The following is a 24,514-nucleotide window of genomic DNA, read 5'->3' on the forward strand; positions in this document are numbered from 1 at the left end:
AAGTGATGCGGGTATCGGTCAGGCGGTTGCGGGTTCGGTCACGGCTTGCGTCGCGCTTTCCGCGACGACGGGAATCGGCACGGGCTTGCCGCCCGCGCGCTCGCCGGGCGTCGCGGGCCGGATCTGGCCGCGCGTCTCGACGAATTCGATCGTCGTGTCCGGCGCGTCGCTGTTCACGAAGTGGCGGAAGCGCTTGCGCGTATCGGGATCGGTGACGGCCTTCTTCCATTCGCACTCGTAGGTGTCGACCACGTGCTGCATGTCGGCTTCGAGTTCGGCGCCGATCCCGAGCCGGTCGTGCACGACGACGTCGGTCAGGTAGTCGAGGCCGCCTTCGAGGTTGTCGCGCCACACGCTGGTGCGCTGCAACCGGTCGGCCGTGCGCACGTAGAACATCAGGAAACGGTCGATGTAGCGGAGCAGCGTCGCGCGGTCGAGATCGGACGCGAGCAGTTCCGCGTGGCGCGGCTTCATCCCGCCGTTGCCGCACACGTACAGGTTCCAGCCTTTTTCGGTCGCGATGATGCCGACGTCCTTGCCCTGCGCTTCAGCGCACTCGCGCGTGCAGCCCGATACGCCGAACTTGATCTTGTGCGGCGCGCGCAGCCCCTTGTAGCGATTCTCCAGGTCGATCGCGAGGCCGACCGAATCGTCGACGCCATAGCGACACCACGTCGACCCGACGCACGACTTCACGGTGCGCAGCGCCTTGCCGTACGCGTGCCCCGATTCGAAGCCGGCCTCGATCAGCTCCTCCCAGATCGACGGCAGTTGCTCGACGCGCGCGCCGAACAGGTCGACGCGCTGGCCGCCCGTGATCTTCGTGTACAGGCCGTACTTCTTCGCGACCTGGCCGACGGCGATCAGCCCTTCCGGCGTGACTTCGCCGCCCGGCATGCGCGGCACGACCGAGTACGTGCCGTCGCGCTGGATGTTCGCGAGGTAGTAGTCGTTCGAATCCTGCAGCCCCGCATGTTCCTTCTTCAGCACGAACTCGTTGAAGCACGACGCGAGGATGCCCGCGACGGCCGGCTTGCACACGTCGCAGCCGAGCCCGTGGCCGTGCTTCGCGAGCAGTTCGTCGAACGTCGTGATGCGCTCGACGCGGATCAGGTGGAACAGCTCCTGGCGCGAATGCGGGAAGTGCTCGCACAGATGGTTGTTGACCGCGAGGCCCTGCTTCTTCATCTCGGCCTTCATGATCTGCGTGACGAGCGGCACGCAGCCGCCGCACGACGTGCCGGCGCCCGTGCACGTCTTCAGCGCGCCGAGGCTCGTCGCGCCGTCCGCGACCGCCGTGCAGATCTGCGACTTCGACACGTTGTTGCACGAGCAGATCTGGGCACCGTCCGGCAGCGCGTCGACGCCGATCGCCGGCTTCGCGACGCCGTCCGACGACGGCAGGATCAGGAATTCGGGCGACTCGGGCAGCTCGATGCGGTTCAGCATCATCTGCAGCAGCGTGCCGTACTCGGCCGCGTCGCCGACCATCACCGCGCCGTGCAGGAACTTGCCGCAGTCGGACACCACGAGCTTCTTGTAGACCTGGCGGCGCTCGTCCGCGTACTGGTAGGTGCGGCTGCCGGCCGTCGTGCCGTGCGCGTCGCCGATGCTCGCGACGTCGACGCCCATCAGCTTCAGCTTCGTGCTCATGTCGGCGCCCGCAAACGCGGCGCCGGTTGCGTCGTTCGCGTCACCGGCGAGCTGCTTCGCGACCACACGCGCCATGTCGTAGCCGGGCGCGACGAGGCCATACACCATGCCGTTCCATGCCGCGCATTCGCCGATCGCATAGATGTCGGCATCGCTCGTGCGGCAGGCGTCGTCGATCGCGACGCCGCCGCGCGGGCCGGTGTCGAGCCCGCATGCGCGGGCCAGTTCGTCGCGGGCACGGATGCCGGCCGAGAACACGATCATGTCGGCGTCGAGGTGCGTGCCGTCGGCGAACGCCATCCGGTGCGTACCCTCCTCACCGTCGACGATTTCGAGCGTGTTCTTGCCCGTATGCACGGTCACGCCGAGCGCCTCGATCTTCGCGCGCAGCATCCGGCCGCCGCCGTCGTCGACCTGGACGGCCATCAGCCGCGGTGCGAATTCGACGACGTGCGTGTCGAGCCCCATGTCACGCAGCGCCTTCGCGCATTCGAGGCCGAGCAGCCCGCCGCCGATCACGACGCCGCGCTTCGCGTGCGTGCCGCACGCCTGCATCGCTTCGAGATCCTCGATCGTCCGGTACACGAAACAGCCTGCGCGATCGTGCCCCGGCATCGGCGGCACGAACGGGCGCGAGCCCGTCGCGAGCACCAGCTTGTCGTAGGCCAGCGTTTCGCCCGACGCGAGCGTGACCGTATGCGCGGCGCGGTCGATCGATGCGACCTGCGCGTTCAGGCGCAGGTCGAACTGCGGATGACGCTCGAAGAAGCCCGGTTCGACGAGCGACAGGTCGTCCGCCGACTTGCCCGAGAAAAATTCCGACAGGTGCACGCGATCGTAGGCCGGACGCGGCTCCTCGCCGAGCACGGTGACCTGCAGCGCGCCCGCCGCACCGGCTTCCGCCGCGACGCATTCGAGGAGCTTGTGGCCGACCATGCCGTGGCCGATGACGATGAGTTTCATGGTGACGATTCCTTCGGTCGATCAGTTCGCGGCGTTGGCGGCGGCCAGCGCGCGGTCGCGCAGTTCGGCTTCGCGCGCCTTGTGTTCTTCGCTGAAGCGCACGGCCATCGCGCACAGCGCGGTGGCGGTGACGGCGAGGCCGAGCATGCTCAGCGTCTGCTGGACGTCGCCGACGCCCTTCAGCAGGAACGCCGCGGCCACCGCGCCGACGTTGCCGCCCGCACCGACGATCCCGGCGACGCCGCCGAGCGCCTTGCGGTCGATGAACGGCACCAGCGCGTAGGTCGCGCCGCACGCCATGTGCGTGAACAGGCCGAAGGTCACCATCGCGACGAGCGCGATGCCGACGCTCTGCGCATGCGAGAACCAGATCAGCCCGAGCCCTTCGCCGATGATCAGTGCGCACAGCAGCGTCGCGCGCACGTCGAGGCTGCGGCGCGCGGCGATCTTGTCGGACAGCCAGCCGCCGAGCGCTCGGGCGAACAGCGCGAGCAGCCCGAACAGGCCGACCGCGAAACCGGCGTCCTTCAACGACAGGCTGAAGTGATCGACGTAGTACAGCGCGGCGATGTTGTGGATGAACACTTCGACGCCGAAGCACGCGCCGTACGTGACGAACAGCATCCACACGCGATAGTTGCCGCACGCGGCGAAGAAGCTCGCCCAGCCCCCCTTCTTGCCACTGTCGACCGTCACGCCTTCCTTGCGCAGCGCGACGATGTCGCCTTGCGGGCAGTCCTGCGTGAAGCGCCAGTACGCCCACGCCATCACGAGCATCGCCACGCCCGGCACGACCAGCGCCATGCGCCACGACGAATCCTCGCCGAAGCCGAGCATCAGGCCGGCGGCGACGAGCAGCGGCATCAGCGCCTGCGTCGCGCCCGCCCCTGCGTTGCCCCAGCCGGCCGTCGTCGCGTTCGCGGTGCCGACCACGTTCGGCGCGAACATCACCGACGTGTGGTACTGCGTGATCACGAAGCCCGCGCCGATCGCGCCGATGCCGAGCCGGCAGATCAGGAACGACAGGTAGTCGTGCGTGAACGACACCGCGAACACCGGGATCGCGCCGAGCAGCAGCAGACCGACATACACGCGGCGCGGGCCGAAGCGGTCGCACAGCGGGCCGACCAGCAGCCGCACGGCGATCGTCGCGGCCACCGCGGCGATGTTGATGTTGGCGACCTGAGCCGCGGTCAGGTGGAATTCGCGCGCGATGAGCGGCATCAGTGGCGCGCACGCGAACCATGCGAAGAAGCACACGAAGAACGCCATCCACGTCATGTGGAACGCGCGCATCGGCGCGGTGCGGAAGCTGAAGAGATCGATACGGGTAGCTTTGTCGGTCATGTCATCCGCCAAACGAAAAACGGCGTCCTGCGCACCCGGTCTCGTCGAGACCCGATGCGTAGGACGCCGTTGCCCATGAAGCCCGTTGCCGGGCGCGTCTGTAATCGGTACTGCGAGCGAATCGCCATTGATCCGCCCGGACCAGCTTACGCAAACGCCGTGCCATGTCATCGAAAATCCTGCTCACAGCCCCGCCGTACAAGGCTCGCGGCGAGGGTATGGCCCGCTGCGGCACACGACGCACGATGCGCCGAGATGCAGCGAGGCACAGATGTGGTGCGCTGCAGCACTGTCGCCGTGCGACATCGCGGTGCGCGCTGGCGGGGCACGATGCACACCGATGCGGCATTGCGGACGGCCGCACGCCGCGGCCGGCTGCATACGTGCGGCCGGCGCGCGGTGCGTCGCGCCACGCGGTCACCATGTGTTGCCCGGGTTGGCCCGGATATTGCTCAACCTCATCCATCACACCGGCAACGGCGCCGGTGGGCAGTCCCCGCAAACCCTGCCCGCCCTTCACGGTGGGCCCGTCAGGACAACGGTGTCCCCCCGTGCGCGGCACGGCCGGATGCCGGTGCGTTTCGACCGCCCGCCGCCGCCGCGCAGACAACGCGTTAGCAGACCGCCGCACGCTCGCGATGCGGCACAGGAACACGACATGACGACTGGCAAAGTCACGCTGCTGGGCGCCGGCCCCGGCGATCCCGATCTCCTCACGCTGAAGGCCGTGAAAGCGCTGGCCGCCGCCGACGTGCTGCTGCTCGACGATCTCGTCGCGCCCGGCATCGTCGAACTCGCCCCGCAGGCGCGCGTGATCCGCGTCGGCAAGCGCGGCGGCTGCCGCTCCACGCCGCAGGCCTTCATCGAGAAACTGATGCGCCGCTACGCGCTGCGCGGCGCACACGTGGTACGCGTGAAAGGCGGCGACGCGCTGCTGTTCGGGCGCGCCGGCGAAGAACTCGCGACGCTGCGCGCAGCCGCGATTCCGGTCGAGATCGTCAACGGCATCTCGTCGGGATTCGCGGCCGCCGCGAGCCTCGGCATCTCGCTCACGCACCGCGAGCACTGCCAGGGCGTCACGTTCGTCACCGCGCACCGCCAGGACCACGGCGAACCCGACTGGGCACGGCTCGCGGCCACCGGCACCACGCTGGCGATCTACATGGGGATGAGCCGCGTCGACAGCCTTGCGGCGGGCCTGCTCGCCGCGCTGCCCGCGTCGACCCCGGCGGCGGCCGTGCAATGGGCCGGCACGCCCGACGAACGCCGCTGGACCGGCACGCTCGGCACGCTCGCACACGGCATCGAGGCCGCGCGGCTCGGCAGCCCGGCCGTGATCCTCGTCGGCGGGGCGATCGGCGAAGCAGCCGTGCAAGGCACGGACGCCGCCACCGAAGCGGCGTTTTCGAGAGCCGCGTGACATGCCCGGCATCGTGCGGCTTCGGCCGCTTCCCGTTCCCGCCACCACCGGCCGCGCGTCCGGCCTGCATACGTCGTCAGCAACTTGCACCGAAGCCCCATTGCCCCTGTCGCCCGCCTCATGAGTTCGCCTGCCCTGTCCGCCCGCCTGCGCGTGCTGCTCGTCACCGACACCGACAAGCCGATCGGCGAGCTCGGCGACGCGCTCGCGCGCCTCGGCTACGAGATGCTGAACGACGTCGCGACGCCCGCGCGCCTGCCGGCGGCCGTCGAGGAACAACGCCCTGACGTCGTGATCATCGACACCGATTCGCCGTCGCGCGACACGCTCGAGCAGCTCGCGGTCATGCACGCGACCGCACCGCGCCCCGTGCTGATGTTCAGCCACGACGCCGACCAGGAACTGATCCGCGCGGCGGTCGGCGCGGGCGTCAGCGCGTATCTCGTCGAAGGCTTGTCGGCCGAGCGTCTCGCACCGATTCTCGAAGTCGCGCTCGCGCGCTTCTCGCACGACGATGCACTGCGCCGCCGGCTGGCCGACGTCGAGCGCGAACTCGCGGAGCGCAAGCTGATCGACCGCGCGAAACGCGTGCTGATGGACCAGCGCAAGCTGTCCGAACACGACGCGTACGCGGCGCTGCGCAAGCGTGCGATGGATCAGGGCCTGCGCATCGTCGACGTCGCGCGACAACTGCTCGACGCTTCACCCCAGTCATGACTGCCATGGATACCTCACCTCCCGCCGCGCCGGAACGCGCGCATCTTCGCCTCGGGTTCGTCGCGCTGAGCGACGCGGCCCCGCTGATCGTCGCGCAGCGCCTGAACCTCGGCGCGCGTCACGGCCTCACGCTCGAACCGAGCCGCCAGCCGTCCTGGGCCGCCGTGCGCGACAAGCTGTTGAGCGGCGAACTCGACGCCGCGCATGCGCTGTACGGGCTCGTCTGCGGGTTGCAGCTCGGCATCGGCGGCCCGCAGGCCGACATGGCCGCGCTGATGGTGCTGAACCGCAACGGCCAGGCGATCACGTTGTCGCGCGGGCTCGCCGACGCGTACCGTGAAACCGCGAGCGTGCGCGCCGCCTTCGCGACGCTCGGCCGCAAGCCGCTCCTGGCGCAGACGTTCCCGACCGGCACGCACGCGATGTGGCTGAACCACTGGCTCGCGTCGCATGACGTCGATCCGCTGCGCGACGTGCGCAGCGTCGTGATCCCGCCGCCGGAGATGGTCGCCGCGCTCGCCAGCGGCGAGCTCGACGGCTTCTGTTCCGGCGAGCCGTGGCACGCGGTGGCCGACGCATGCGGCGCAGGCCGGACCGTCGCCGTCACGAGCGAGATCTGGCCCGATCATCCGGAGAAGGTGCTCGCGACCCGGCGCGACTTCGTCGCGCTGTATCCGGCCACCGCGCGCGCGCTGATCCGCACGCTCGTCGATGCGTGCGCGTGGCTCGACAGCGCCGCGCACCGCCGCGAGGCGGCCGACTGGCTCGCGTCGCCCGATGCGCTCGGCGTGCCGGCCCGGCTGATCGCGCCGCGCCTGCTCGGCGATTACGGCGCGGGGCCGTTCGCCGCGCCGCCGCTGCCGATCCGCTTTCACGACGGCGGCACCGTGAACCGGCCCGATCCGCGCGAAGGCCAGTGGTTCCTGTCGCAATACCGGCGCTGGGGCATGCTCGACGGTTCGCACGACGACGCGGGAATCGCCGCGGCGATCGCGCAGACCGCGTTGTATGACGCAGCGGTCGCCGAAGGCAGCGCAGCGGGTCCGTCGCGGGCCTGATGCGTGCCGTGCGGTGCGACAGGCGCGTGCTCCCGGGCCGCGCCACGCCGATCCGGGGCGCCCGGCGGCTGCCTGCGCCGCCCGTGCGACACCGCCTTGCCACTCCGCCCCCGCTCAGAACCGATGTCGAAACGAACGCGCGCGCCGCTCGACGTGCTGCTCACCGAAATCCGCGCGTGCCGTGCCTGCGAAGCCGACCTGCCGCTCGGCCCGCGCCCCGTCGTGCGCGCCCATCGCGACGCGCGCATCCTGATCGTCGGGCAGGCGCCGGGCGCGCGCGTCCATGCGAGCGGCATCCCGTGGGACGACGCGAGCGGCAAGCGGCTGCGCGGCTGGCTCGACGTCGACGCCGAGACCTTCTACGACGAGATGCGCTTCGCGATCGTGCCGATGGGTTTCTGCTACCCGGGCCGCGGCGCGAGCGGCGACAACCCGCCGCGCCCCGAATGCGCGCAACTGTGGATCGACCGGCTGCTGGCCGAACTGCCGTCGATCCGGCTGACGCTGCTGATCGGCCAGTACGCGCAGCGGCATTTCCTTCGCGATGCGCGCAAGGCCACGCTGACCGACACCGTGCAGGCATGGCGCGACTACGGCCCCGACGTCCTGCCGCTGCCGCATCCGTCGCCGCGCAACCAGGCATGGTTCATGCATCGCCCGTGGTTCGACGCCGAGGTCGTGCCCGAGCTGCGGCGCCGGGTCGCGCCGCTCGTGCAAGGCTGACCGCGCGACCGCGGCCGTCCCCGTCGCGCCCGGTTCGCTGTACCATCGCGGCTCAACCGCGTCACGAACAGCAGAATCCTTCATGCCCTCCATCGCCCCGCCGCGCCTGTACGGGATGCCCGAACGCAGCGACCGGCTCGACTTCTACATCCGCGACCAGGCCTCGCGCCAGGCAATCACCGAGCCGCACCGGCACGCGTATTTCCAGATCCAGTTCAACCTCGGCGGCGACACCGAACAGCGGATCGGCGGCGTCACGCGGCCGTTTCCGCGCGGCGCGCTCGCGTTCGTGCTGCCGCACCGCGAGCACCTGATCCCGCATCCGGAAGGCGCGCATTTCATCGTGATCAACTTCAGCCAGGCGTTCCTGCGCGCCGATCTTGACGTCGATCCGCTCGATCTCGAGGACGTGCCCGCGCACCGCTTTCCCGAGTTGACGCCGTTCCGTTTCCAGGAGCATCTCGATTTCATCCTGACCGGCGACTCGTATGACGAAGCGCGCCGCCTCGCGCTGTGCATGCTCGACACCGATCGCGTGCGCACGTTCGGCTCGACCACCTTGCTGCGCGGCTACCTGCTGCAGCTGATCGGGCTCGTCTGCACGCAGTACGCGGGCGCGCTCGACAAGCTCGCGCAGCGCGGCGCCCAGCGTGCGGGCCGGCGCGATGCGCTCGCACGCGTGCTGCGCCACGTGCGCGCGAACCTGACCCGCGAGGACCTGACGCTCGCCGCGACCGCCGAGGCCGCGTTCCTGTCGCCGAACTACCTCGCGCACCTGGTCCGCAAGGAAACCGGCAGCACGTTCACCGATCTCGTGACCGAGCGCCGGATCGCGCTTGCGCAGTCGCTGCTGGCCCATACGAGCCGGCGCATCGCGGACATCGCGCGTTCGGTCGGCTTCCGCGACGAAGGCTATTTCGCGCGGCGCTTCCGCGCGCGGGTCGGCCTGTCGCCGAAGGCCTACCGCGACGCGAATGCCTCGCTGCCGGACAGCGACGACACGCCGCCGGCCGCGGACGCGTAGATTTGTCCCGGTAAAACGCAGTTGCGTCGCATCCGGGCGCACGTTCGTCGGGTATCGTTTCACGCATGCCGGCCCGTGCGCCGGCCTCCGTCTTCCTACCGAACGAGGCCATCCGATGTCCGCCTATGTCATCGACGCTGCCGAGCGTCCTTCCGTCGAAGTCGAACAGTCGTCCGCGCGCTTTCCGGTGCGCCGCGTATTTTGCGTCGGCCGCAACTACGCCGACCATGCCCGTGAAATGGGCGCCGATCCCGACCGCGAACCGCCGTTTTTCTTCACGAAACCGGCCGATGCGATCGTCCCGGCCAGCGGCACGGTCGCCTATCCGCCGCTGACGAACGACCTCCATCATGAAATCGAGCTGGTCGTCGCGATCGGCAAGGACGGCCGGTCGATCGACTCGGCCGACGCGCTGTCGCACGTGTGGGGCTACGGCGTCGGCGTCGACCTCACGCGCCGCGACCTGCAGGCCGAAGCGAAGAAGCTGAGCCGTCCGTGGGACTGGGCGAAGGGTTTCGATGCGTCGGGCCCCGTGACCGCACTGCGCGCGGCATCGGCCACCGGCCACCCGGCGGCGGGCCGCATCTGGCTCGCGGTCAACGGCGACACGCGTCAGCAAGGTGACCTGGCCGACATGATCTGGGCGGTGCCCGATGTCATCGCGTACGTGTCGCGCTCGGTCGAGCTGAAGGCCGGCGACCTGATCTTCACCGGCACGCCGGCCGGTGTCGGTGCGCTGCAGCCGGGCGACCGCGTGACGGGCGGCGTCGACGGCGTCGCGACGTTCGAATTCGTGGTGGGCGCCAAGCCGTAATGACGCGTGCGCGGCGGCTGCCCGTCCGGGGCCGCCGTGCGATATCCCGATGCAGGTCAGCCGAAACGGCGCAGGAATGCGTCGGCGACGGCCGGCGGATTCAGCGCTTTCGCCGAGGCGTTTTCCAGCGCCCTGGCTGCGTCGTCGTCGCTGATCGACACGAACAGCGTGATCGCCGCCCGCTCCTCGCCCGTGCCGAACAGGCCCTCGCGGTCGAGCAGCCGCAATCCTTCGATCATGTCGGCGTGCAGTTGCCGGGTGAACTCCGCGAATCGCGACTGCGCAAATTGCGGGCTCAGCACTTCGTCGGCCAGCCTGCCGCAGATCGCATTGAACGGCGACGCTTCTGCCGCCTCATAGGCCCATTCGGCAGAACCCCACCTGTACCAGGGCGCCGGATCGTCGTCCGCGATCGCCCGTTGCGCGCGGATCCGGCGCAACCCTTCGATCGAATTGGCCGCCGGCACCACCGTCATCGCGCCACTGTCCGTATACAGCGCGAACACGTAGAAATGCTCGTCCGGGTGCAACGCCCGCAGTGCCTTGAAGGTCGCCCGCGCGGCATCGGCAATGTCCCGCTGGAAATCTGAAAAGTCGCTCATCGCATCCTCGTCCAGTCACCCTTCGCGCGCGTCGGGGAACATGGCTCGCGGAGGGTGCGTCGTCTCTCGGTATGCGACGGATTGTCCGTCATTCGGCCGCGACACGGTACCGGGCCGCACCCGCGGTCATCGCGCGGCGTCCCGTGCATCGAACGCCCGCACGCAAAAGGCGGCCGCCAGCGCAATCGCCGCCGACAGCAGCATCATCGCGAGCGGCACATAACCGGCGTTGCCGGCGGTCAGCACCGCGCCCGTCAGCGACGACAACGCGGCGCCGCCGGCGATCGTCATCGCGCCGGCCAGCCCCGATGCGCTGCCCGCCAGCTCCGGGCGCACCGACAACGCACCCGCGTGGGCGCCGGGATTGGTCAGCCCGTTGCCGATGCCGACCAGCACGCACGGCCCGAACCATGCAAGCGCATGCGTCGCGCCGCCGGATATCAGTGCAAGGCCGATCAACGGGCCCGTACACGCGACGATCCGTCCGCACAGGATCGTCGTGGCCAGCGCGTAGCGGCGCGCGACACGCGCGGCCAGAAAGCTGCCCCCGACGAACCCGGCCGTGATCGTCCCCATGTAGACGCCGATCTCCGCCGGCGCAATGCCGAACACCGTTTTCGCGGCGAGCGGCGCGCCGGCCAGGAACGCGTAGAACGCGCCCGTCGAAAACGCCATGCAAAACGCATAGGCCCAGAAACGGCGCGCGCGGAGCAGCGCCGGATACGCACGAAGCTGCTGCCGGAAACTCGACGAGCGGTTCGCATGGGTTTCGACGAGATCGAATGCGCACCAGCCGAACAGCGCGATGCCGGCTGCGCCGAGCAACCCGAAACCCGCGCGCCATCCGGCCATCTGATCGAGTGCGCCGCCGAGCGTCGGGCCGAGCATCGGCGCGAACGCGGCGGCCATCGCCGCATAGCCGATCCGGCTCGCTGCGCGCGCGCCGCCGCCGGTATCGCGGATCGTCGCCATCGACACGGGATAGACCGACGTGATCGCCGCCTGCATCAGGCGGCATGCGAGAAACATGCGGATATCGGTCGCCAATGCGCAGCCGAGCGAGCCGAGCGCGAACACGCCAACGCTCGTCAGCACGATCGGCCGCCGCCCGAACCGGTCCGACAGCGGCCCCGTCACGAACTCGAGCGACGCGGCCACCGCCGCGTAACCGCCGAGCGACAGTGCGACGAGCGCATAGTCGGCGTGCAGGTCGCGCGCGATCGCCGGCAATGACGGCAGGAACAGGCTCAGCGGCAGTACCGAGAGCGCGCACAGCAGGATCAGCGTCGCATGTCGCGGCGACGCCGGTTCGGACACGGACGACAGGTTCGATTGCAAGCGGATGGCCCTCCGCGCACGCGCCGCATGGCCGTGCGCAACGCAAAAAAAAGCCCCCGAACGAGTCGGGGGCGCATGGGTGCCGGCGCGGTGCCGCTACCGGACCCTGCGCCTGTGGACTACTACGATGAAGCAAGCCGTTTTCATGCCGAATGGCTCCTGAAGGCGTGGCTGGCTGCCAGCGATACCGGACGATGTTAGGCGGAGGGCGCCGGCCGCGTCAACGCCCTAACGCGCGCGCACCGACACGAACTTCCGCGCGTTGTTGCGCTGGATCAGCACGGCGATCACGCTGCCGCCGCTCGCTTCGAGCGACTGCACGTCGTCCGGCGTCTCGAGCAGCGTGTCGTTGAGCTCCAGCACGACGTCGCCCGGCTGGATGCCCGCGCTCGCCGCCGGGCCGTGCACCGCGTCGACCATCATCCCGACCGCAAGCCCCGTCGAACGGCGCTCGTCGTCGCTCAGCGCGTGCATCGTCAGCCCGAGGCGATCGCCGCGGTCGCCGGCGGCCGGCCCCGGCCGCGCAGCAAGCGCCGGCGCGGCCATGCCCGCAGCCGCACCCGCGGTGCCGGCCGCCTCGTCGGCGCCCGTAATCGTCAGCATCACCGGCGCGCGGTTGCGGATCACCCGCAGCGGCGCCTTTTCGCCGGGCGGCAGCGCGGCGGCCAGGTCGTTCAGTTCGGCCGAGCGGCCGATCGCCTTGTCGCCCAGTTTCACGATCACGTCGCCGGGCTTCAGTCCGGCGGCCGCAGCCGGCGAGCCGGGCGCGACACCGTTGACGAGCGCACCGGCCGGACGCGGCAGCCCGAACGCCGCGGCCAGCCCGACGCCGACGTCCTGGACGTCGACGCCGAACGCATTGCCGGGCGACGCGCCCGGCGCCGGCGCCTGCTGCGCGTGCATCTGGGCCTGCTGTTGCGCCTGCAACTGCGCGCGCACCTTTGCCGCGAACGCGATCGGGATCGCGAACGTCGCGGTCGCGTAGCGGTCGGCGCCCGTATAGACCTGCACCGCGATGCCGATCACGTCGCCCGCGCGATTGAACACGGGGCCGCCCGAGTTGTCCGGGTTCGGCGCGATGTCGGTCTCGAAGAACGGAAACGCGCTGCCGTCCGGCAGCCGGTGCGACGTCGCGCTGACGATGCCGGCCGTGACCGTGTTGCCCGATCCGTCCGGCGCGCCGATCGTCATCACCGGTTCGCCTGCGCGGACCTTCGATGAATCACCGACGCGCACGAACGGCAGCTTCGTCGCGTTGACGCGCAGCACGGCGACATCGCTTTGCGGATCGACGGCCAGCACCGTCGCCTTGAATTCGCGGCGGTCGGTCAGCCGCACCGTCACGTCGGTTGCTTCGTCGACCACATGGGCCGACGTGAGGATCAGGCCGTCGGCACTGACGATGAAGCCCGAGCCGCTACCCGATACCGCGCGAGGCGCCGTGTCGGGCGCCGGCGCCTGCGGAGCCTGTGCCCCTTGCGCTGGCCCCTGCGCTGGCCCCTGCGCCGGCGGCGGTGCGTCGTGCCGGAAGAATGCGGCGAGCGGATCGTCGGGATCGAGGATCGCGAAGGACGGGCCGCCGGATTGCTGGTCGGGTGCGGTGGCCATGATGGTCACGACCGCCGGGCCGTAGCGCTCGACGATCGCCGGGAAATCGACCGGCATCGCATACGGCACGGCGGGCACCCTCTGCTTCATCGCGCGTGGCGCGGCAGGCGGCGCGACGGTGGCGGCAATGGCCGCCGGCGGCGGCAAGAATCCGGCAAACACGCCCCCGATCAACGCGGTGCGAAGCACGGCGCGAGCAAGCGTCTGGCAAACCACGGTGCACCTCCCCCGGCAGTCGCGGCGCCAACTTGCGCGAAACGCGCAGGCGCCCGACAAGCACCGGTACACGCATCCATTTATAGCCCACGCGCCGGTTGGAACATACGAATCGAAACCCGTATGCCGGCGGGAGGCGGCAGGTGCGAAGCCGCGATGGCGGTCGTTTCGAACAAAGTCGGCGATTCGTCAATCCGCACAAATCCGATCACGCGGCCTGCGCCGGCGTTGACCGGACACGAGAGACCGGCGCAGCCGGCATGCGCAGAATGCCTCGCCGCCCTTGGCCGAACAGCATCGCCACACGCGGGTTACTTGACGCACCAGTAGCGCGCCGCGAATTCCTTGTTGATCGTCACCGAGACCATCCCGTAAGCGCCGCGCGGCGGCTTGCCGTCCGTGCATGCGGCGCTGTCCGACACCCAGTACACGATATTGCCGCGCTTGAACGACCAGTCGGTGCTCACGCACGGATCCGTTCCGCCCGTTGCTTCCATGCCGCCGCGCACTTCGACGTCCGGCTTCTGGTCGACCGGACGCGGCTTGTTCCAGGCACGGTAGCGCAATGCGCCATCCGCAACGCGGTCGATCACGACGTGATGCTTGTCGGTATCGCAGATGAAGCCATCGCTCGTGGGTTGCGCGTGTGTGACGGCCGCCGCCAGCGATGCGCAGGCAACGGCAACGAACAGGAATGATTGACGGAGCGTCGTCATGAGCGGTCAGCGGGAAGTTCGAATGGCGGAACCATACCGTCACGCGTCACCCGCGTCCACCCGCTCCGCAATCGCCGACAACATCCGCAACATCGGCTCGAACGCATCGGCCGACGTATTGCCGAAACCGAGCACGAGCCCGTTGCCCGCCCGCCCCGCATCGATCGAAAAGCCCGACAGCGGAAACGGCCCGATCCCGTGCGTGCGCGCCGCGTCGACGATCGCGCGGTCGCGATAGCGCGCCGGCAGCCGCAGCGCGAGATGCAGCCCGCACGGGCCGCCCTCGACCTGATGCGGCACGCTCAGGTTGCCGTCGAGCGCCGCAAGCAGCAATCGCCGCCGGTCGCGATACAGCCGGCGCATCCGCCCGAGATGCCGGCCGTATTCGCCCGTCTCGATGAAATCGGCGAGCGCAAGCTGCACGTGCCGCGTCCCGCCGCGCAGCATCTCCGGCAGCACCGGCCGCACGGCGGCCAGCAACGCCTCCGGCAGCACGAGAAAACCGATGCGTAGCGCCGGAAACATCGTCTTGCTGAACGAGCCGAGATAGACGACCGGCGAATCGGGCGCGAGCCCGTGCATCGCGCCGATCGGCTCGCCGGTGTGACGGAATTCGCTGTCGTAGTCGTCTTCGATGATCCATGCGCGATGGCGACGCGCCGCATCGATCAGCGCGAGCCGGCGCGAGATCGACAGCACGGCGCCGGTCGGGAACTGGTTCGACGGCGTCGTGTAGACGAGGCGCGGCGTCCGTTCGCGCCAGTCGTCCTCTTCCGCGTGCAACCCTTCCGCGTCGACCGGCATCGGAACGACGTCGAGGTCGGCCGCCTGCATCGCGGTACGCGCGCCGCGATAACCGGGCTCCTCGACCCACACCGTATCGCCGGGATTCGTCAGCAACTGCGCGCACAGCGCGATCGCGCCCTGCGCGCCTTCCGTGATCACGATCTGCTCGGGATCGCAGCGCACGCCGCGCGTCACGGCCAGGTGGCGTGCGATCGATTCGCGCAGCGCGGGCTCGCCGAGCGGATCGCCGTACGCCAGCAGGTCGCGGCCGGCGCGGCGCAGCGCGCGGTCGATCGCGTGCCGCCACGCGTCCACCGGGAAATGCGTCAGCGCGGGCACGCCAGGCCGGAAACCTTCCGTTTCGCCGGTGCCGACAAGGCTCGGGCGAATCCGCGCGAGCCGCTGCGCGACGGCCGGCGGCGCGGCACGCCGGCGCGGCGGTGCGGGCCGCGACAGCCCGACCACGCGCGTGCCGCGCCGGTCCGACTGCAGGAAGCCCTCGGCGACGAGCTGCTCGTAAACGGCGGCCGTCGTGTTGCGCGACACGCCAAGCGTCTCGGCCAGCGCGCGCGTGCCGGGCAGCCGCGTGCCGGCCGGCATCGTGCCGCCGAGAATCGCGTCGCGCACGCGGCGCAACAGCTGGCGCTGCAGCGAAGGTGCGCCCGGCGTGCGCGCCAGCGGCGCATCGAGCGGCAGCAACGGCGCGTCGCCGGGAGAAAAGGCAGTCGTCATCGGAACGTCGCAGCGTGAAAGTGTCGGAATCCGGCGCACGGCGCACGGCGCACGGCGGGCGGCGGGCGGCGGGCGGCGGGCGGCGGGCGGCGGGCGGCCACATATCGTGGCACCATAAATTTACCGCTCTCTGGCGCTTCTCATGGTACCTCGCCGGGACTACGATCGTCTGCATGCCGGCATGTCGCCGGCCGCCAACCGAAGCGAGATCGACCTTGTCCACGCTGACCAACGCTTTCCAGCAATCCATCGGCCAACCCGTTCCCGACTGGTCCGCGCGCCCGCGCCCGGAGCGCATCGCGCTCGAAGGCCGCTACTGCCGGCTTGAAGCGCTCGACGCCGAGCGCCATGCGGCCGACCTGTATGCGGCCTACTCGCAAGCGCCCGACGGCAGCGACTGGACCTATCTCGCGCACGGCCCGTACGCCGACGAGGCGAGCTACCGTGACTACGCGCGAGGCGCGCAGGCGAGCCCCGATCCGCTGCACTACACGGTGATCGATCGCGCCACCGGCCGCGCGGTCGGCACGCTCGCGCTGATGCGCATCGATCCGGCCAACGGCGTGATCGAGGTCGGCTCCGTCACGTTCTCGCCGCTGCTCAAGCGCACGCCGGTCTCGACCGAAGCGCAGTTCCTGCTGATGAAGTATGCGTTCGACACGCTCGGCTACCGGCGCTACGAATGGAAGTGCGACGACCTCAACGAACCGTCGCGCAAGGCGGCCGCGCGGCTCGGCTTCCGTTACGAAGGCACGTTCCGGCAGGCGATCATCTATCGCGGCCGCAACCGCGACACCGCGTGGTTCTCGATCATCGACGGCGAATGGCCGGACGTCCGCGCCGCATTCGAAACGTGGCTTGCGCCCGGGAACTTCGACGCTGAAGGCAACCAGCGCCAGTCACTCGCCGCGATCCGCCACGCACAAGCCAGCGAACGCGATGCGGCCAGCCGCGCGAACGACGCCACGCGCGTCACGGTGCGCCCGCTCGTTGCAGCCGACGAAGCCGCGTGGCGCCCGCTGTGGCAGGGTTATCAGAAGTTCTACGACACGGCGCTGAGCGACGCGGTATTCGCCACCACGTGGGCGCGCCTGATGGATCCCGCCGAACCGATGTTCGTGCTGGGCGCATTCGACGCATCGGGTGCACTGGTCGGGATCGTGCACTCGATCTACCACCGCTCGTGCTGGACGGAAGGGCCGTACTGCTACCTGCAGGACCTGTACACCGCCCCCGACGCACGCGGGCAAGGTGCAGGCGGCGCGCTGATCGAAGCCGTGTACGAACGCGCGCGCGAAGCCGGCGCGAGCCGCGTGTACTGGCTCACGCACGAGACCAACACGACCGCACGTGCGCTCTACGACAAGCTCGCGAACAATGGCGGTTTCATCCAGTACCGGCACGATCTGAAGAAGTAACGCCGTCCCGCTACCGGCCGGTGTTCAGCCGTGGACATCGGCCGGATCGCGTGCGTCGCCGTCCCCCGGCGCGCCGTCACGCGACGCGCCGGCCACGCCTGGCACCGAGGCCGGGCAGATCATCTCGTCGCCATTGGCCGGCACGGGCCGCCGCACCGGCCGGAACACCGGTTCGCCGGCCTCGATCGGTTGCCCCGAGATCGCGCAGCGACCGGGCTGTAACGCGACGCGCAAGCGCCAGCGTTGCTCGCCGTAATGGCAACGGCCGCTCTCGACCCAACGAATCAGCAGGCCGTCGTCGCCCGCCTCCAGCACCGTGACGAACAGTTGCGGACGCAACGGCGAGACCGCCGCCTCGGCGTGCTCGGGAATCGGCGCACGGCCGATCGTCACGAGCGGATGCGCGACGCCGGCGCCGCGCGACGGCATCGCATCGTGATCGTCCAACGCCGGTGCATCGCACGACAGGTCTTCTTCGCAGATCAGGCTTTCCATGATGTTGAACATGCTTGACGGATTTCCGTGCAGGTTGAACGGCGCCGGCGCCGCGCTCAGCGCCGGCCCATCGGCTCGCGCAGCAAGGACAGGCCGATCGCCGCGCCGGCGACGGCCGCCGCGAGCATCAGGCCGATGCCGCCGGACCAGCCGAATGCCCCGACGATCGCGCCAATCGTCAGCGGGCCGATCACCTGGCCGAGATAGTTGCCTTGCACGACCCAGCCGATGCTGAGCGGCGCCAGCGACGGCGACGGTGCGGAGCCCGGCGCGCAGGCCAGGATCGTCGCGGGCAGCATCCCGGCGATCGCCGAGAACGCGAAACCCAGCGCGACCGCGAGCGGCGCGGGGGTCGCCGCGCTGAACAGCCCTGCGCCGGCCGCGCCGATCGCGATCGACGTCGCGGCCATCACGATCCCCGGCCGCGCACCGCGCGACAACAGCCAGCCGGCGGTCAGGTTGCCGGTCACGCACGCGGCGACGATTGCCGCGCTGATCAGCCCCGCCGCGCCCACCGCAACGCCGAGGCGCTGCATCAGGAACACCGGCAGGAACGTCATCACCGCGAAGAACTGCACGTTGTAGGTCGCGAAGCCCAGTGCGAGGAGCGTGGTCGAGCGCGACGCGAGCACGTCGCGCAGCGCAGGCCCGATGCGCGTGGCGCTTGCCTGCCGCGACGGGACATCGGCCGAGGTGGTGACCGGCACCGCGGCCGCCGCGACGAGCGTGAGCGCCGCGGCCGCCAGCCAGCCGTTGCGCCAACCGCCGAGCAGCGGCCCGACCAGCATCGACAGTGCCATGCCGGCCGGCATGAACGTGCTCCACAGGCCGAACGCGAGATTGCGCCGCTCGGGCGGCGTCACGCGGTTCAGCACGGCCGGTGCGGCGACCACCACGATCACGAAGCCGAGCCCTTCCGCGAAGCGCGTGGCCAGCAGCAGCGCGAAACTGCCGGCCCACGCGCCCGCGATGCTCGACAGGCCGAGGATGACGAGGCCCGTCATCAGCAACAGCCGGTCGCCCCAGCGCCGCACCAGCAGGCCGGCGGCGATCCCGCCGAACACGCCGACGAACGGAAACACCGACATGATCCCGCTCAGCGATGCGAGCGAGCCGCCGAACTCGTGCTGGAGCGACGGCAATGCAATCGTCGCCTTGCCGACATGCAACGCCGACACGATGCTGGCCAGCACGACGTTCGCGACGGCGGCCCGGTAGCTGCGCGACGGCCGCATGGCGGCATCGGCCGCGACAGGCGCTTCGGTCATCTTCACCTCCGTTGAAACGGCCGCGTGCAACGGGATGTCCACGCGTTCGCAATCGGACTGGCGCACATGATACAAATTGAAGTTAACTTCAAGTAAAGGGGTAATGTGCGCAACGCTGCATTTCAGCGATCGCAGCAATGGCCCGCGCGACACGCGGCGGCATCCTGATCTAAGCTGTCGGCCTTGTCCCGACAACGCTGCGCGCCCACCCATGCCGACCGCCTCCCCCGCCCCGGTCACGCTGTTCCCGCTCGACGAAGCCTGGTCGGCCTTTCCCCGCCGCAAGGCGGCCGTGCGCACCTTCATCGCCGGCTACTGCGCCGCGCGCGACCGGCGCGACGCACCGCTGCGCGACAGCCCGGACGGCCACGTCGTGCAGTTCGACGGCGGCATGGGCCGGCCTTTCGAGCACTTCGTGATCGAGGGTGCGCCCGTGTCCGGCGACGGCCCGTTCGCCGTCGGCGCGTGGATCACGCGCTACGGCGCCGCCCCGCTGCCGCCCACGCTGCACGGCAGGACACGCCGGCTGTCGGACGAGCATTTCATGGCCGCCGATATCGGCGTGCTGTCCGGCAACGACGCACTCGCACATGCGCTTGCCTGCGATACGCCGGGCGGCGTCGACGCGTTCAACGCCAGCGACGCATTCCCGCCGTTCCAGCCGAATCCGGCCGCGTTCCTGTTCGCGCACCGGCTCGACGGGCAGATCGCGGCCACCGCACGCTACGGCTTTGCGTCGCCGCGCGATATCGTGGTCGATCGTGTCGGAACCGCGGACGCATTCCGGCGTCGCGGCCTTGCAACGCAACTGCTCGCCGCGATCGTCGCGCACGCGCGGCAACGCGGCGCGCAGCGCGTGTGGCTCATCTCGACCGAAGCCGGCCAGCCGCTGTACCGCGCCGCCGGATTCACGCCGCTCGCACCGGTCTCGGTGGACGAAGTCTTGGCCTGAACGCGCATCGAATCGTGCCGCCGATCGTGATGCGTCTCGCGATTCGTCTCATTCGCTGAGACGAATGTCCCGGCGTCTCAGCCGATTCACCGTTTCGCAGTCGCAACAAACATGACGCGCGCAACCCGCCGGATTGCGTTACGTCAACGAAAGCCGGCATGTTGCGCCGCACACTTCACACGCCGACCGAGCGCCGCATCCCGTCCCGATTCACGCTGGCCCCGTTCCTGCATACCGGTCGATCGCGCAATCGCGCGACGGGCGCACCGGCAGCCACGCCTCGCGCCCGACGACAACCCGACGGAGACAGCAACGTGAGTACACCGGCACCGAACACCGCCCCCCGCATGAAAGCCGCCGTCTGGCATGGCCGCCAGGACATCCGCGTCGAAGAGGTTCCCGTTCCGGAGCGCCCGCCCGCTGGCTGGGTCACGATTCGCGTGCACTGGTGCGGCATCTGCGGCTCCGATCTGCACGAATACGTCGCCGGGCCCGTATTCATCCCGGTCGACGCGCCGCACCCGCTGACGGGCCTGAAGGGCCAGTGCATCCTCGGTCACGAGTTCAGCGGCGAAATCGCCGAGCTGGGCGCGGGCGTCTCCGGCTTCGCGGTCGGCGATCGCGTGACGGCCGACGCCTGCCAGCATTGCGGCACCTGCTGGTATTGCCGGCACGGGCTGTACAACATCTGCGAGAACCTCGCTTTCACCGGGCTGATGAACAACGGCGCGTTCGCCGAATACGTGAACGTGCCGGCCGAGTTGCTGTACAAGCTGCCCGACCATTTCCCGACCGAAGCCGGTGCGTTGATCGAACCGCTCGCGGTCGGGCTGCATGCGGTGAAGAAGGCCGGCAACATCGTCGGGCAAACCGTCGTCGTGGTCGGCGCGGGCACGATCGGCCTGTGCACGATCATGTGCGCGAAAGCCGCGGGCGCCGGGCGCGTGATCGCGCTGGAAATGTCGGCCGCGCGCAAGCAGAAGGCGCTGGAGGTCGGCGCGAGCGTCGTCATCGATCCGAAGACGTCCGACGCGATCGCGGAAGTCAAGGCGCTGACGGGCGGCTACGGCGCCGACGTGTCGTTCGAGTGCATCGGGCACACGGCCACCGCGAAGCTCGCGATCGACGTGATCCGCAAGGCCGGCAAGTCGGTGATGGTCGGCATCTTCGAGGAACCGACGCCGTTCAACTTCTTCGACATCGTGTCGACCGAGAAGGAAGTGATCGGCTCGCTCGCGTACAACGGCGAATTCGCGGATGTCATCCGCTTCATCGCGGACGGCCGCATCGACGTGCAGCCGCTCATCACCGGACGCATCGCGCTCGGCGACATCGTCGCACACGGCTTCGAGGAACTGGTCAACCACAAGGACCGCAACGTGAAGATCATCGTCCAGCCGGCCGTCTCCTGACGCCGCGCGCGGTGCGGTATCGATTCGCACCGCGTCCCCCTCTGGTCCGCCGTTGAGCGTCGCCCGCACACGGGCGACGCGCCTGCCTGCCGACGCTTTCCCTCCGCCGCCCTTCTCCTTGCCGCCATCGCCGGACGCGGCCGTCATGCCGATCTCCGTTGCGAAACGGCATCCATGAACATTCGCAATCCAAACCATTCACCGCAACGTGCCGCACGCCTGGCGCACGATCAGGGTTTCCCCGGGTCAAGCGCGATTCTTCCGGTGTCGACAGGAAGGTGGCGCAAGGCGATCCGGCGCCACGCGCGATCCGGCTTCCCGGCCGCGATCGTTGCCGCCCCGCGACGGCGGAACACCTGTTGAACCGCGCGGCGCAATCGCGCCGACAGGCCGAGAATACGGGCCTTCCCGGGATAGCTTGCAAACAGGGTGTGTCATGAATCTCTCGTTCAATCGGGAATGCGCAAACAACGTTCGATCGCTGACGATCCAGCAGAAGACGCATATCGGCGTTGCACTCGTCACCACGCTGCTGGCCCTGCTGTGCGGCACGATCATCTGGGGGAGTGTCCGGCAATACCGGCAGGAAAACGCCGATCTGCAAAGCTTCGAATTCATCCACGGCGCGATGGCCGCCGCCAACATGATCTCGGCCGAGCGCGGCCCGACGAACGACCTGCTGGTGCGCCGGCAGCGCGACGATGCGACGGAGCTGCGCAACCTGCGCGCGGCACGCGATCGTTCCGACCAGGCACTCGCGCGCTTTCGTACCGCGATCGGGCAGGCCGCCGCGCTCGACGACCGCGAGCGCAGCAACCTGCTGCGCTCGCTCGACGCGATCCGGATCACGCTCGCCGATGCCCGCGCGGAAGTCGACGCGCTCGACGCCCGGCCGCTCGCATCACGCACCGTCCACGCGATCCAGCATGCGCAGGCGCGCCTGTTCCGCGTCGTCGACGCCGTGTCGCTGCTGATCGACGGCGCGATGACCGATACGGCGATGGGCGACCCGCACACGTCGGGCGCGATCCTGCTGGCGCGGCTCCTGAGCGATCTCCGCGAATACGCGGGACGCACGGGCTCGCTGCTCGTTGCGCCGATGTACAGGCGGCAGGCGCTCGACCGCCCGCAGTTCGCGGACATCATGCGGATGCGCGGCCGCATCGAGCAATTGCGCGCGCGGATCGACGGCGCGATCGGCGCGCAGCTCGACGATGCCGGCGTCGCCCGCGCGTACGCGCAGCTCATCGCGGCGTTCGACGATCGCCTGCTCCCGCTCGTCGACACGGTCGTCGCAAGCGGCCAGACCGGTGCCTACCCGATGAGCGCCGCCGATTTCTCGAGGACGATCGTCCCGTACTTCCAGCCTTGCGAACTGCTGCGCGACCGCGTGATCGACTTGGCGCGGCGGCGCGCCGTCTCGGACCGGAACACGGCCCGGATCAAGGTGGCGATGTCGGCGATCGCGGCCCTGCTCAGCGTCGCGATCCTGCTGTCGCTCACGCGCGGCACGCAGCGGCTGCTGTCCAAGCCGCTCGATACGCTCGGCCGCCGGATCGTCGCGCTCAGCGACGGCGATACGACGCACGTCGCGATGCCGCGCGGGATCGGGCCCGAGATCACCCGCATCCACGACGCGCTGGAGGTATTGCGCAATGCGTATGTCCGCCGAGACATGCTCGAACGCCAGCGCAACGACATGCTGACGCTGTTCTCGCACGACATGCGCGCGCCGCTGACGTCGCTGATCATCCTGATCGACGCGCAGGAACACCGTGCGGGCGATGCGCAGACGAAGCGACAGTGCGCGAGAATCGGCAAGCTCGCGCGCCACACGCTGGCGATGGCCGACGGTTTCGCGCAGTTGTCGCGCGCGGAGGCCAGCGAATACGAGCGCGTGCCGGTCAACCTCGCCGACCTGATGAACGAGGCGCGCGACGCCGTATGGCCGATCGCGCACCGCAAACATATCTCGATCGACGACGTGCCACGGCGCGACGACGCGATCGTGCCGGGCGACCCGGCCCTGCTGTCGCGCGCGCTGATCAACCTGCTGGACAATGCGATCAAGTACAGCGCGCCGCTCACGAGCGTCGAATGCCGGGTCGAACCGGGCGCCGACGGCAGGACCGTACGCTGCACGATCCGCGACAACGGATGCGGGATCGGCAGCGCGGACCAGGCACGGCTGTTCGAACGCTACCGGCGCTTCCGCACCGCCGGACAACCGGAAACCAGCGGCGTCGGGCTCGGCATGGCGTTCGTCAAGGCGGTCGTCGAACGGCACGCCGGCGAGATCCGCGTGCAGAGCGCCGTGCTGCAAGGCACCACGATCACGATCACGCTGCCGGCGGCGGTCAACGCGTGACGCCGCCGGCGCCGGCAACCGGCGGTTGCGACACCGCAGCCCGGCGCGATTCTTCGATATACTGGACCGAACCCTTTTCGGGGCAACCGGGGGCAACCACACCTTTCGCGCGTTCGCCCCAACCTGCGTGGAATTGCGACCCGTGAAACCGCGAGCCGGACTGATTCTCGAACTCTTCGTCAACCTCGTGCTGCCGTGGGTGGCCTATCGGGTCGCGCATCCGCATTTCGGCGAAACCGGCGCGCTGTACGCGTCGGCGATTCCGCCGATCATCTGGTCGATCATCGAATTCATCCGCTCGCGGCGCGTCGACGCGGTGGCGGCCATCGTGCTGCTCGGCATCGCTCTTTCGATCGTCGGAATGGCGCTCGGCGGCAGCCCGCGTACGCTGCTGATGCGCGAATCGCTCGCGTCGGGCACGATCGGCGTCGTGTTCCTGCTGTCGCTGTTCCGTGAACGCCCGCTGATCTTCTATCTCGCTCGCGCCACCGTGGCCCGCGAAATGGACGGCGGCGCCGCCCATTTCGAAGCGGTCTGGGACGCGCAGCCGGGGCTGCGGCAGATGCTGCGGCTGATGACGTTCGTCTGGGGCGCCTTCATGACGCTCGAAATGCTGTTGCGCTGCTGGATGGTCATGACCTGGCCGGTCGAGCGCGTGCTGGTCGTGTCGCCGGTCATCGGCTACACCGTGTTCGGCTGTCTGCTGGCGTGGACGTTCTGGTACCGGCGGCGGATGCGCGTGCGCAACAGCGTCGACATTCCGGGCCGCAACGGCGTCACCGAGACCGCCGGGCGCTGACGCCCGGCAGGCCGGCCGCCCGGCCATCGCCGGCCCGAGGGCGTGTCACGGCCGCTGCTGTATGATGCGCGGCGTCTCATCCGAC

The 24,514-nt window shown here is 69.7% G+C and carries 20 protein-coding genes; 11 read left to right on the top strand and 9 right to left on the bottom strand.

What is annotated here, in order from left to right; all coding sequences use genetic code 11:
* Positions 1-18 precede the first annotated feature (18 nt).
* Together nirB and OHZ10_RS27735 are read right to left on the bottom strand one after the other, a co-directional pair.
* On the bottom strand, positions 19-2,616 hold the full coding sequence (nirB, locus tag OHZ10_RS27730; RefSeq protein WP_059240375.1) for a nitrite reductase large subunit NirB: 2,598 nt from the start codon (positions 2,614-2,616) through the stop codon (positions 19-21).
* Positions 2,617-2,637: 21 nt separating this feature from the next.
* On the bottom strand, positions 2,638-3,963 hold the full coding sequence (locus OHZ10_RS27735; protein WP_059240374.1) for an MFS transporter: 1,326 nt from the start codon (positions 3,961-3,963) through the stop codon (positions 2,638-2,640).
* A gap of 658 nt (positions 3,964-4,621) precedes the next feature.
* On the opposite strand from OHZ10_RS27735, the gene cobA reads away from it, so the two are divergent.
* From cobA to OHZ10_RS27765, 6 genes are all read left to right on the top strand, one after another.
* Positions 4,622-5,383, top strand: a complete 762-nt coding sequence (gene cobA / locus OHZ10_RS27740; protein WP_059240373.1) for a uroporphyrinogen-III C-methyltransferase — start codon at positions 4,622-4,624, stop codon at positions 5,381-5,383.
* Between the two features lie 120 nt (positions 5,384-5,503).
* Positions 5,504-6,100: an ANTAR domain-containing response regulator gene (locus OHZ10_RS27745; protein WP_059240372.1), complete on the top strand. Its 597-nt coding sequence runs from the start codon at positions 5,504-5,506 to the stop codon at positions 6,098-6,100.
* Between the two features lie 5 nt (positions 6,101-6,105).
* Positions 6,106-7,158 carry a CmpA/NrtA family ABC transporter substrate-binding protein gene (locus tag OHZ10_RS27750; protein WP_059240371.1) on the top strand — a complete coding sequence of 351 codons (1,053 nt, stop codon included), beginning with the start codon at positions 6,106-6,108 and terminating at the stop codon, positions 7,156-7,158.
* A gap of 123 nt (positions 7,159-7,281) precedes the next feature.
* A complete protein-coding gene (locus OHZ10_RS27755) occupies positions 7,282-7,881 on the top strand; it encodes a uracil-DNA glycosylase family protein (protein ID WP_342704988.1) in 600 nt (199 codons plus the stop codon).
* 82 nt (positions 7,882-7,963) lie between these two features.
* Positions 7,964-8,905, top strand: coding sequence for a helix-turn-helix transcriptional regulator (locus tag OHZ10_RS27760; protein ID WP_059240369.1), 942 nt, complete (start codon positions 7,964-7,966; stop codon positions 8,903-8,905).
* Positions 8,906-9,020: 115 nt separating this feature from the next.
* Entirely contained in the window at positions 9,021-9,719 is a 699-nt protein-coding gene (locus OHZ10_RS27765) for a fumarylacetoacetate hydrolase family protein (RefSeq protein ID WP_342704989.1), read from the top strand.
* Positions 9,720-9,775: 56 nt separating this feature from the next.
* On the opposite strand, the gene OHZ10_RS27770 is transcribed toward OHZ10_RS27765, so the two are convergent.
* The 5 genes from OHZ10_RS27770 to OHZ10_RS27790 all read right to left on the bottom strand — a co-directional run bounded on the left by OHZ10_RS27770 (position 9,776) and on the right by OHZ10_RS27790 (position 15,717).
* Positions 9,776-10,321, bottom strand: a complete 546-nt coding sequence (locus OHZ10_RS27770; RefSeq protein WP_059240367.1) for a DUF4303 domain-containing protein — start codon at positions 10,319-10,321, stop codon at positions 9,776-9,778.
* A gap of 126 nt (positions 10,322-10,447) precedes the next feature.
* A complete protein-coding gene (locus OHZ10_RS27775) occupies positions 10,448-11,659 on the bottom strand; it encodes an MFS transporter (RefSeq protein ID WP_340624869.1) in 1,212 nt (403 codons plus the stop codon).
* A 228-nt stretch (positions 11,660-11,887) separates the two neighbouring features.
* The gene (locus OHZ10_RS27780) at positions 11,888-13,483 is read right to left on the bottom strand and encodes a trypsin-like peptidase domain-containing protein (RefSeq protein ID WP_342704991.1); all 1,596 of its coding nucleotides are present in this window, start codon (positions 13,481-13,483) and stop codon (positions 11,888-11,890) included.
* A 311-nt stretch (positions 13,484-13,794) separates the two neighbouring features.
* Complete coding sequence (locus tag OHZ10_RS27785) at positions 13,795-14,199, bottom strand: hypothetical protein (RefSeq protein ID WP_226196377.1); 405 nt, start codon at positions 14,197-14,199, stop codon at positions 13,795-13,797.
* Positions 14,200-14,238: 39 nt separating this feature from the next.
* The gene (locus tag OHZ10_RS27790) at positions 14,239-15,717 is read right to left on the bottom strand and encodes a PLP-dependent aminotransferase family protein (protein ID WP_342704993.1); all 1,479 of its coding nucleotides are present in this window, start codon (positions 15,715-15,717) and stop codon (positions 14,239-14,241) included.
* Positions 15,718-15,932: 215 nt separating this feature from the next.
* On the opposite strand from OHZ10_RS27790, the gene OHZ10_RS27795 reads away from it, so the two are divergent.
* Positions 15,933-17,135, top strand: coding sequence for a GNAT family N-acetyltransferase (locus tag OHZ10_RS27795; RefSeq protein ID WP_233464092.1), 1,203 nt, complete (start codon positions 15,933-15,935; stop codon positions 17,133-17,135).
* Positions 17,136-17,159: 24 nt separating this feature from the next.
* Here OHZ10_RS27795 and OHZ10_RS27800 read toward each other — a convergent pair whose 3' ends face one another.
* Both OHZ10_RS27800 and OHZ10_RS27805 read right to left on the bottom strand, forming a co-directional pair.
* Complete coding sequence (locus OHZ10_RS27800; RefSeq protein WP_256086289.1) at positions 17,160-17,642, bottom strand: DUF3331 domain-containing protein; 483 nt, start codon at positions 17,640-17,642, stop codon at positions 17,160-17,162.
* Positions 17,643-17,686: 44 nt separating this feature from the next.
* Positions 17,687-18,898 carry a CynX/NimT family MFS transporter gene (locus OHZ10_RS27805; protein WP_342704996.1) on the bottom strand — a complete coding sequence of 404 codons (1,212 nt, stop codon included), beginning with the start codon at positions 18,896-18,898 and terminating at the stop codon, positions 17,687-17,689.
* A gap of 211 nt (positions 18,899-19,109) precedes the next feature.
* Here OHZ10_RS27805 and OHZ10_RS27810 point away from each other — a divergent pair, with 211 nt between their 5' ends.
* The 4 genes from OHZ10_RS27810 to OHZ10_RS27825 all read left to right on the top strand — a co-directional run bounded on the left by OHZ10_RS27810 (position 19,110) and on the right by OHZ10_RS27825 (position 24,429).
* A complete protein-coding gene (locus OHZ10_RS27810) occupies positions 19,110-19,850 on the top strand; it encodes a GNAT family N-acetyltransferase (RefSeq protein ID WP_342704998.1) in 741 nt (246 codons plus the stop codon).
* Positions 19,851-20,197: 347 nt separating this feature from the next.
* Complete coding sequence (locus OHZ10_RS27815; protein WP_342705996.1) at positions 20,198-21,262, top strand: 2,3-butanediol dehydrogenase; 1,065 nt, start codon at positions 20,198-20,200, stop codon at positions 21,260-21,262.
* Between the two features lie 436 nt (positions 21,263-21,698).
* Complete coding sequence (locus tag OHZ10_RS27820; RefSeq protein ID WP_342704999.1) at positions 21,699-23,630, top strand: HAMP domain-containing sensor histidine kinase; 1,932 nt, start codon at positions 21,699-21,701, stop codon at positions 23,628-23,630.
* Positions 23,631-23,772: 142 nt separating this feature from the next.
* Positions 23,773-24,429 carry a VC0807 family protein gene (locus OHZ10_RS27825; RefSeq protein ID WP_059240359.1) on the top strand — a complete coding sequence of 219 codons (657 nt, stop codon included), beginning with the start codon at positions 23,773-23,775 and terminating at the stop codon, positions 24,427-24,429.
* The last annotated feature ends 85 nt before the right edge of the window (positions 24,430-24,514 follow it).

Origin of the sequence: Burkholderia arboris (assembly GCF_038723655.1) — a bacterium.
GTDB lineage: Bacteria > Pseudomonadota > Gammaproteobacteria > Burkholderiales > Burkholderiaceae > Burkholderia > Burkholderia arboris.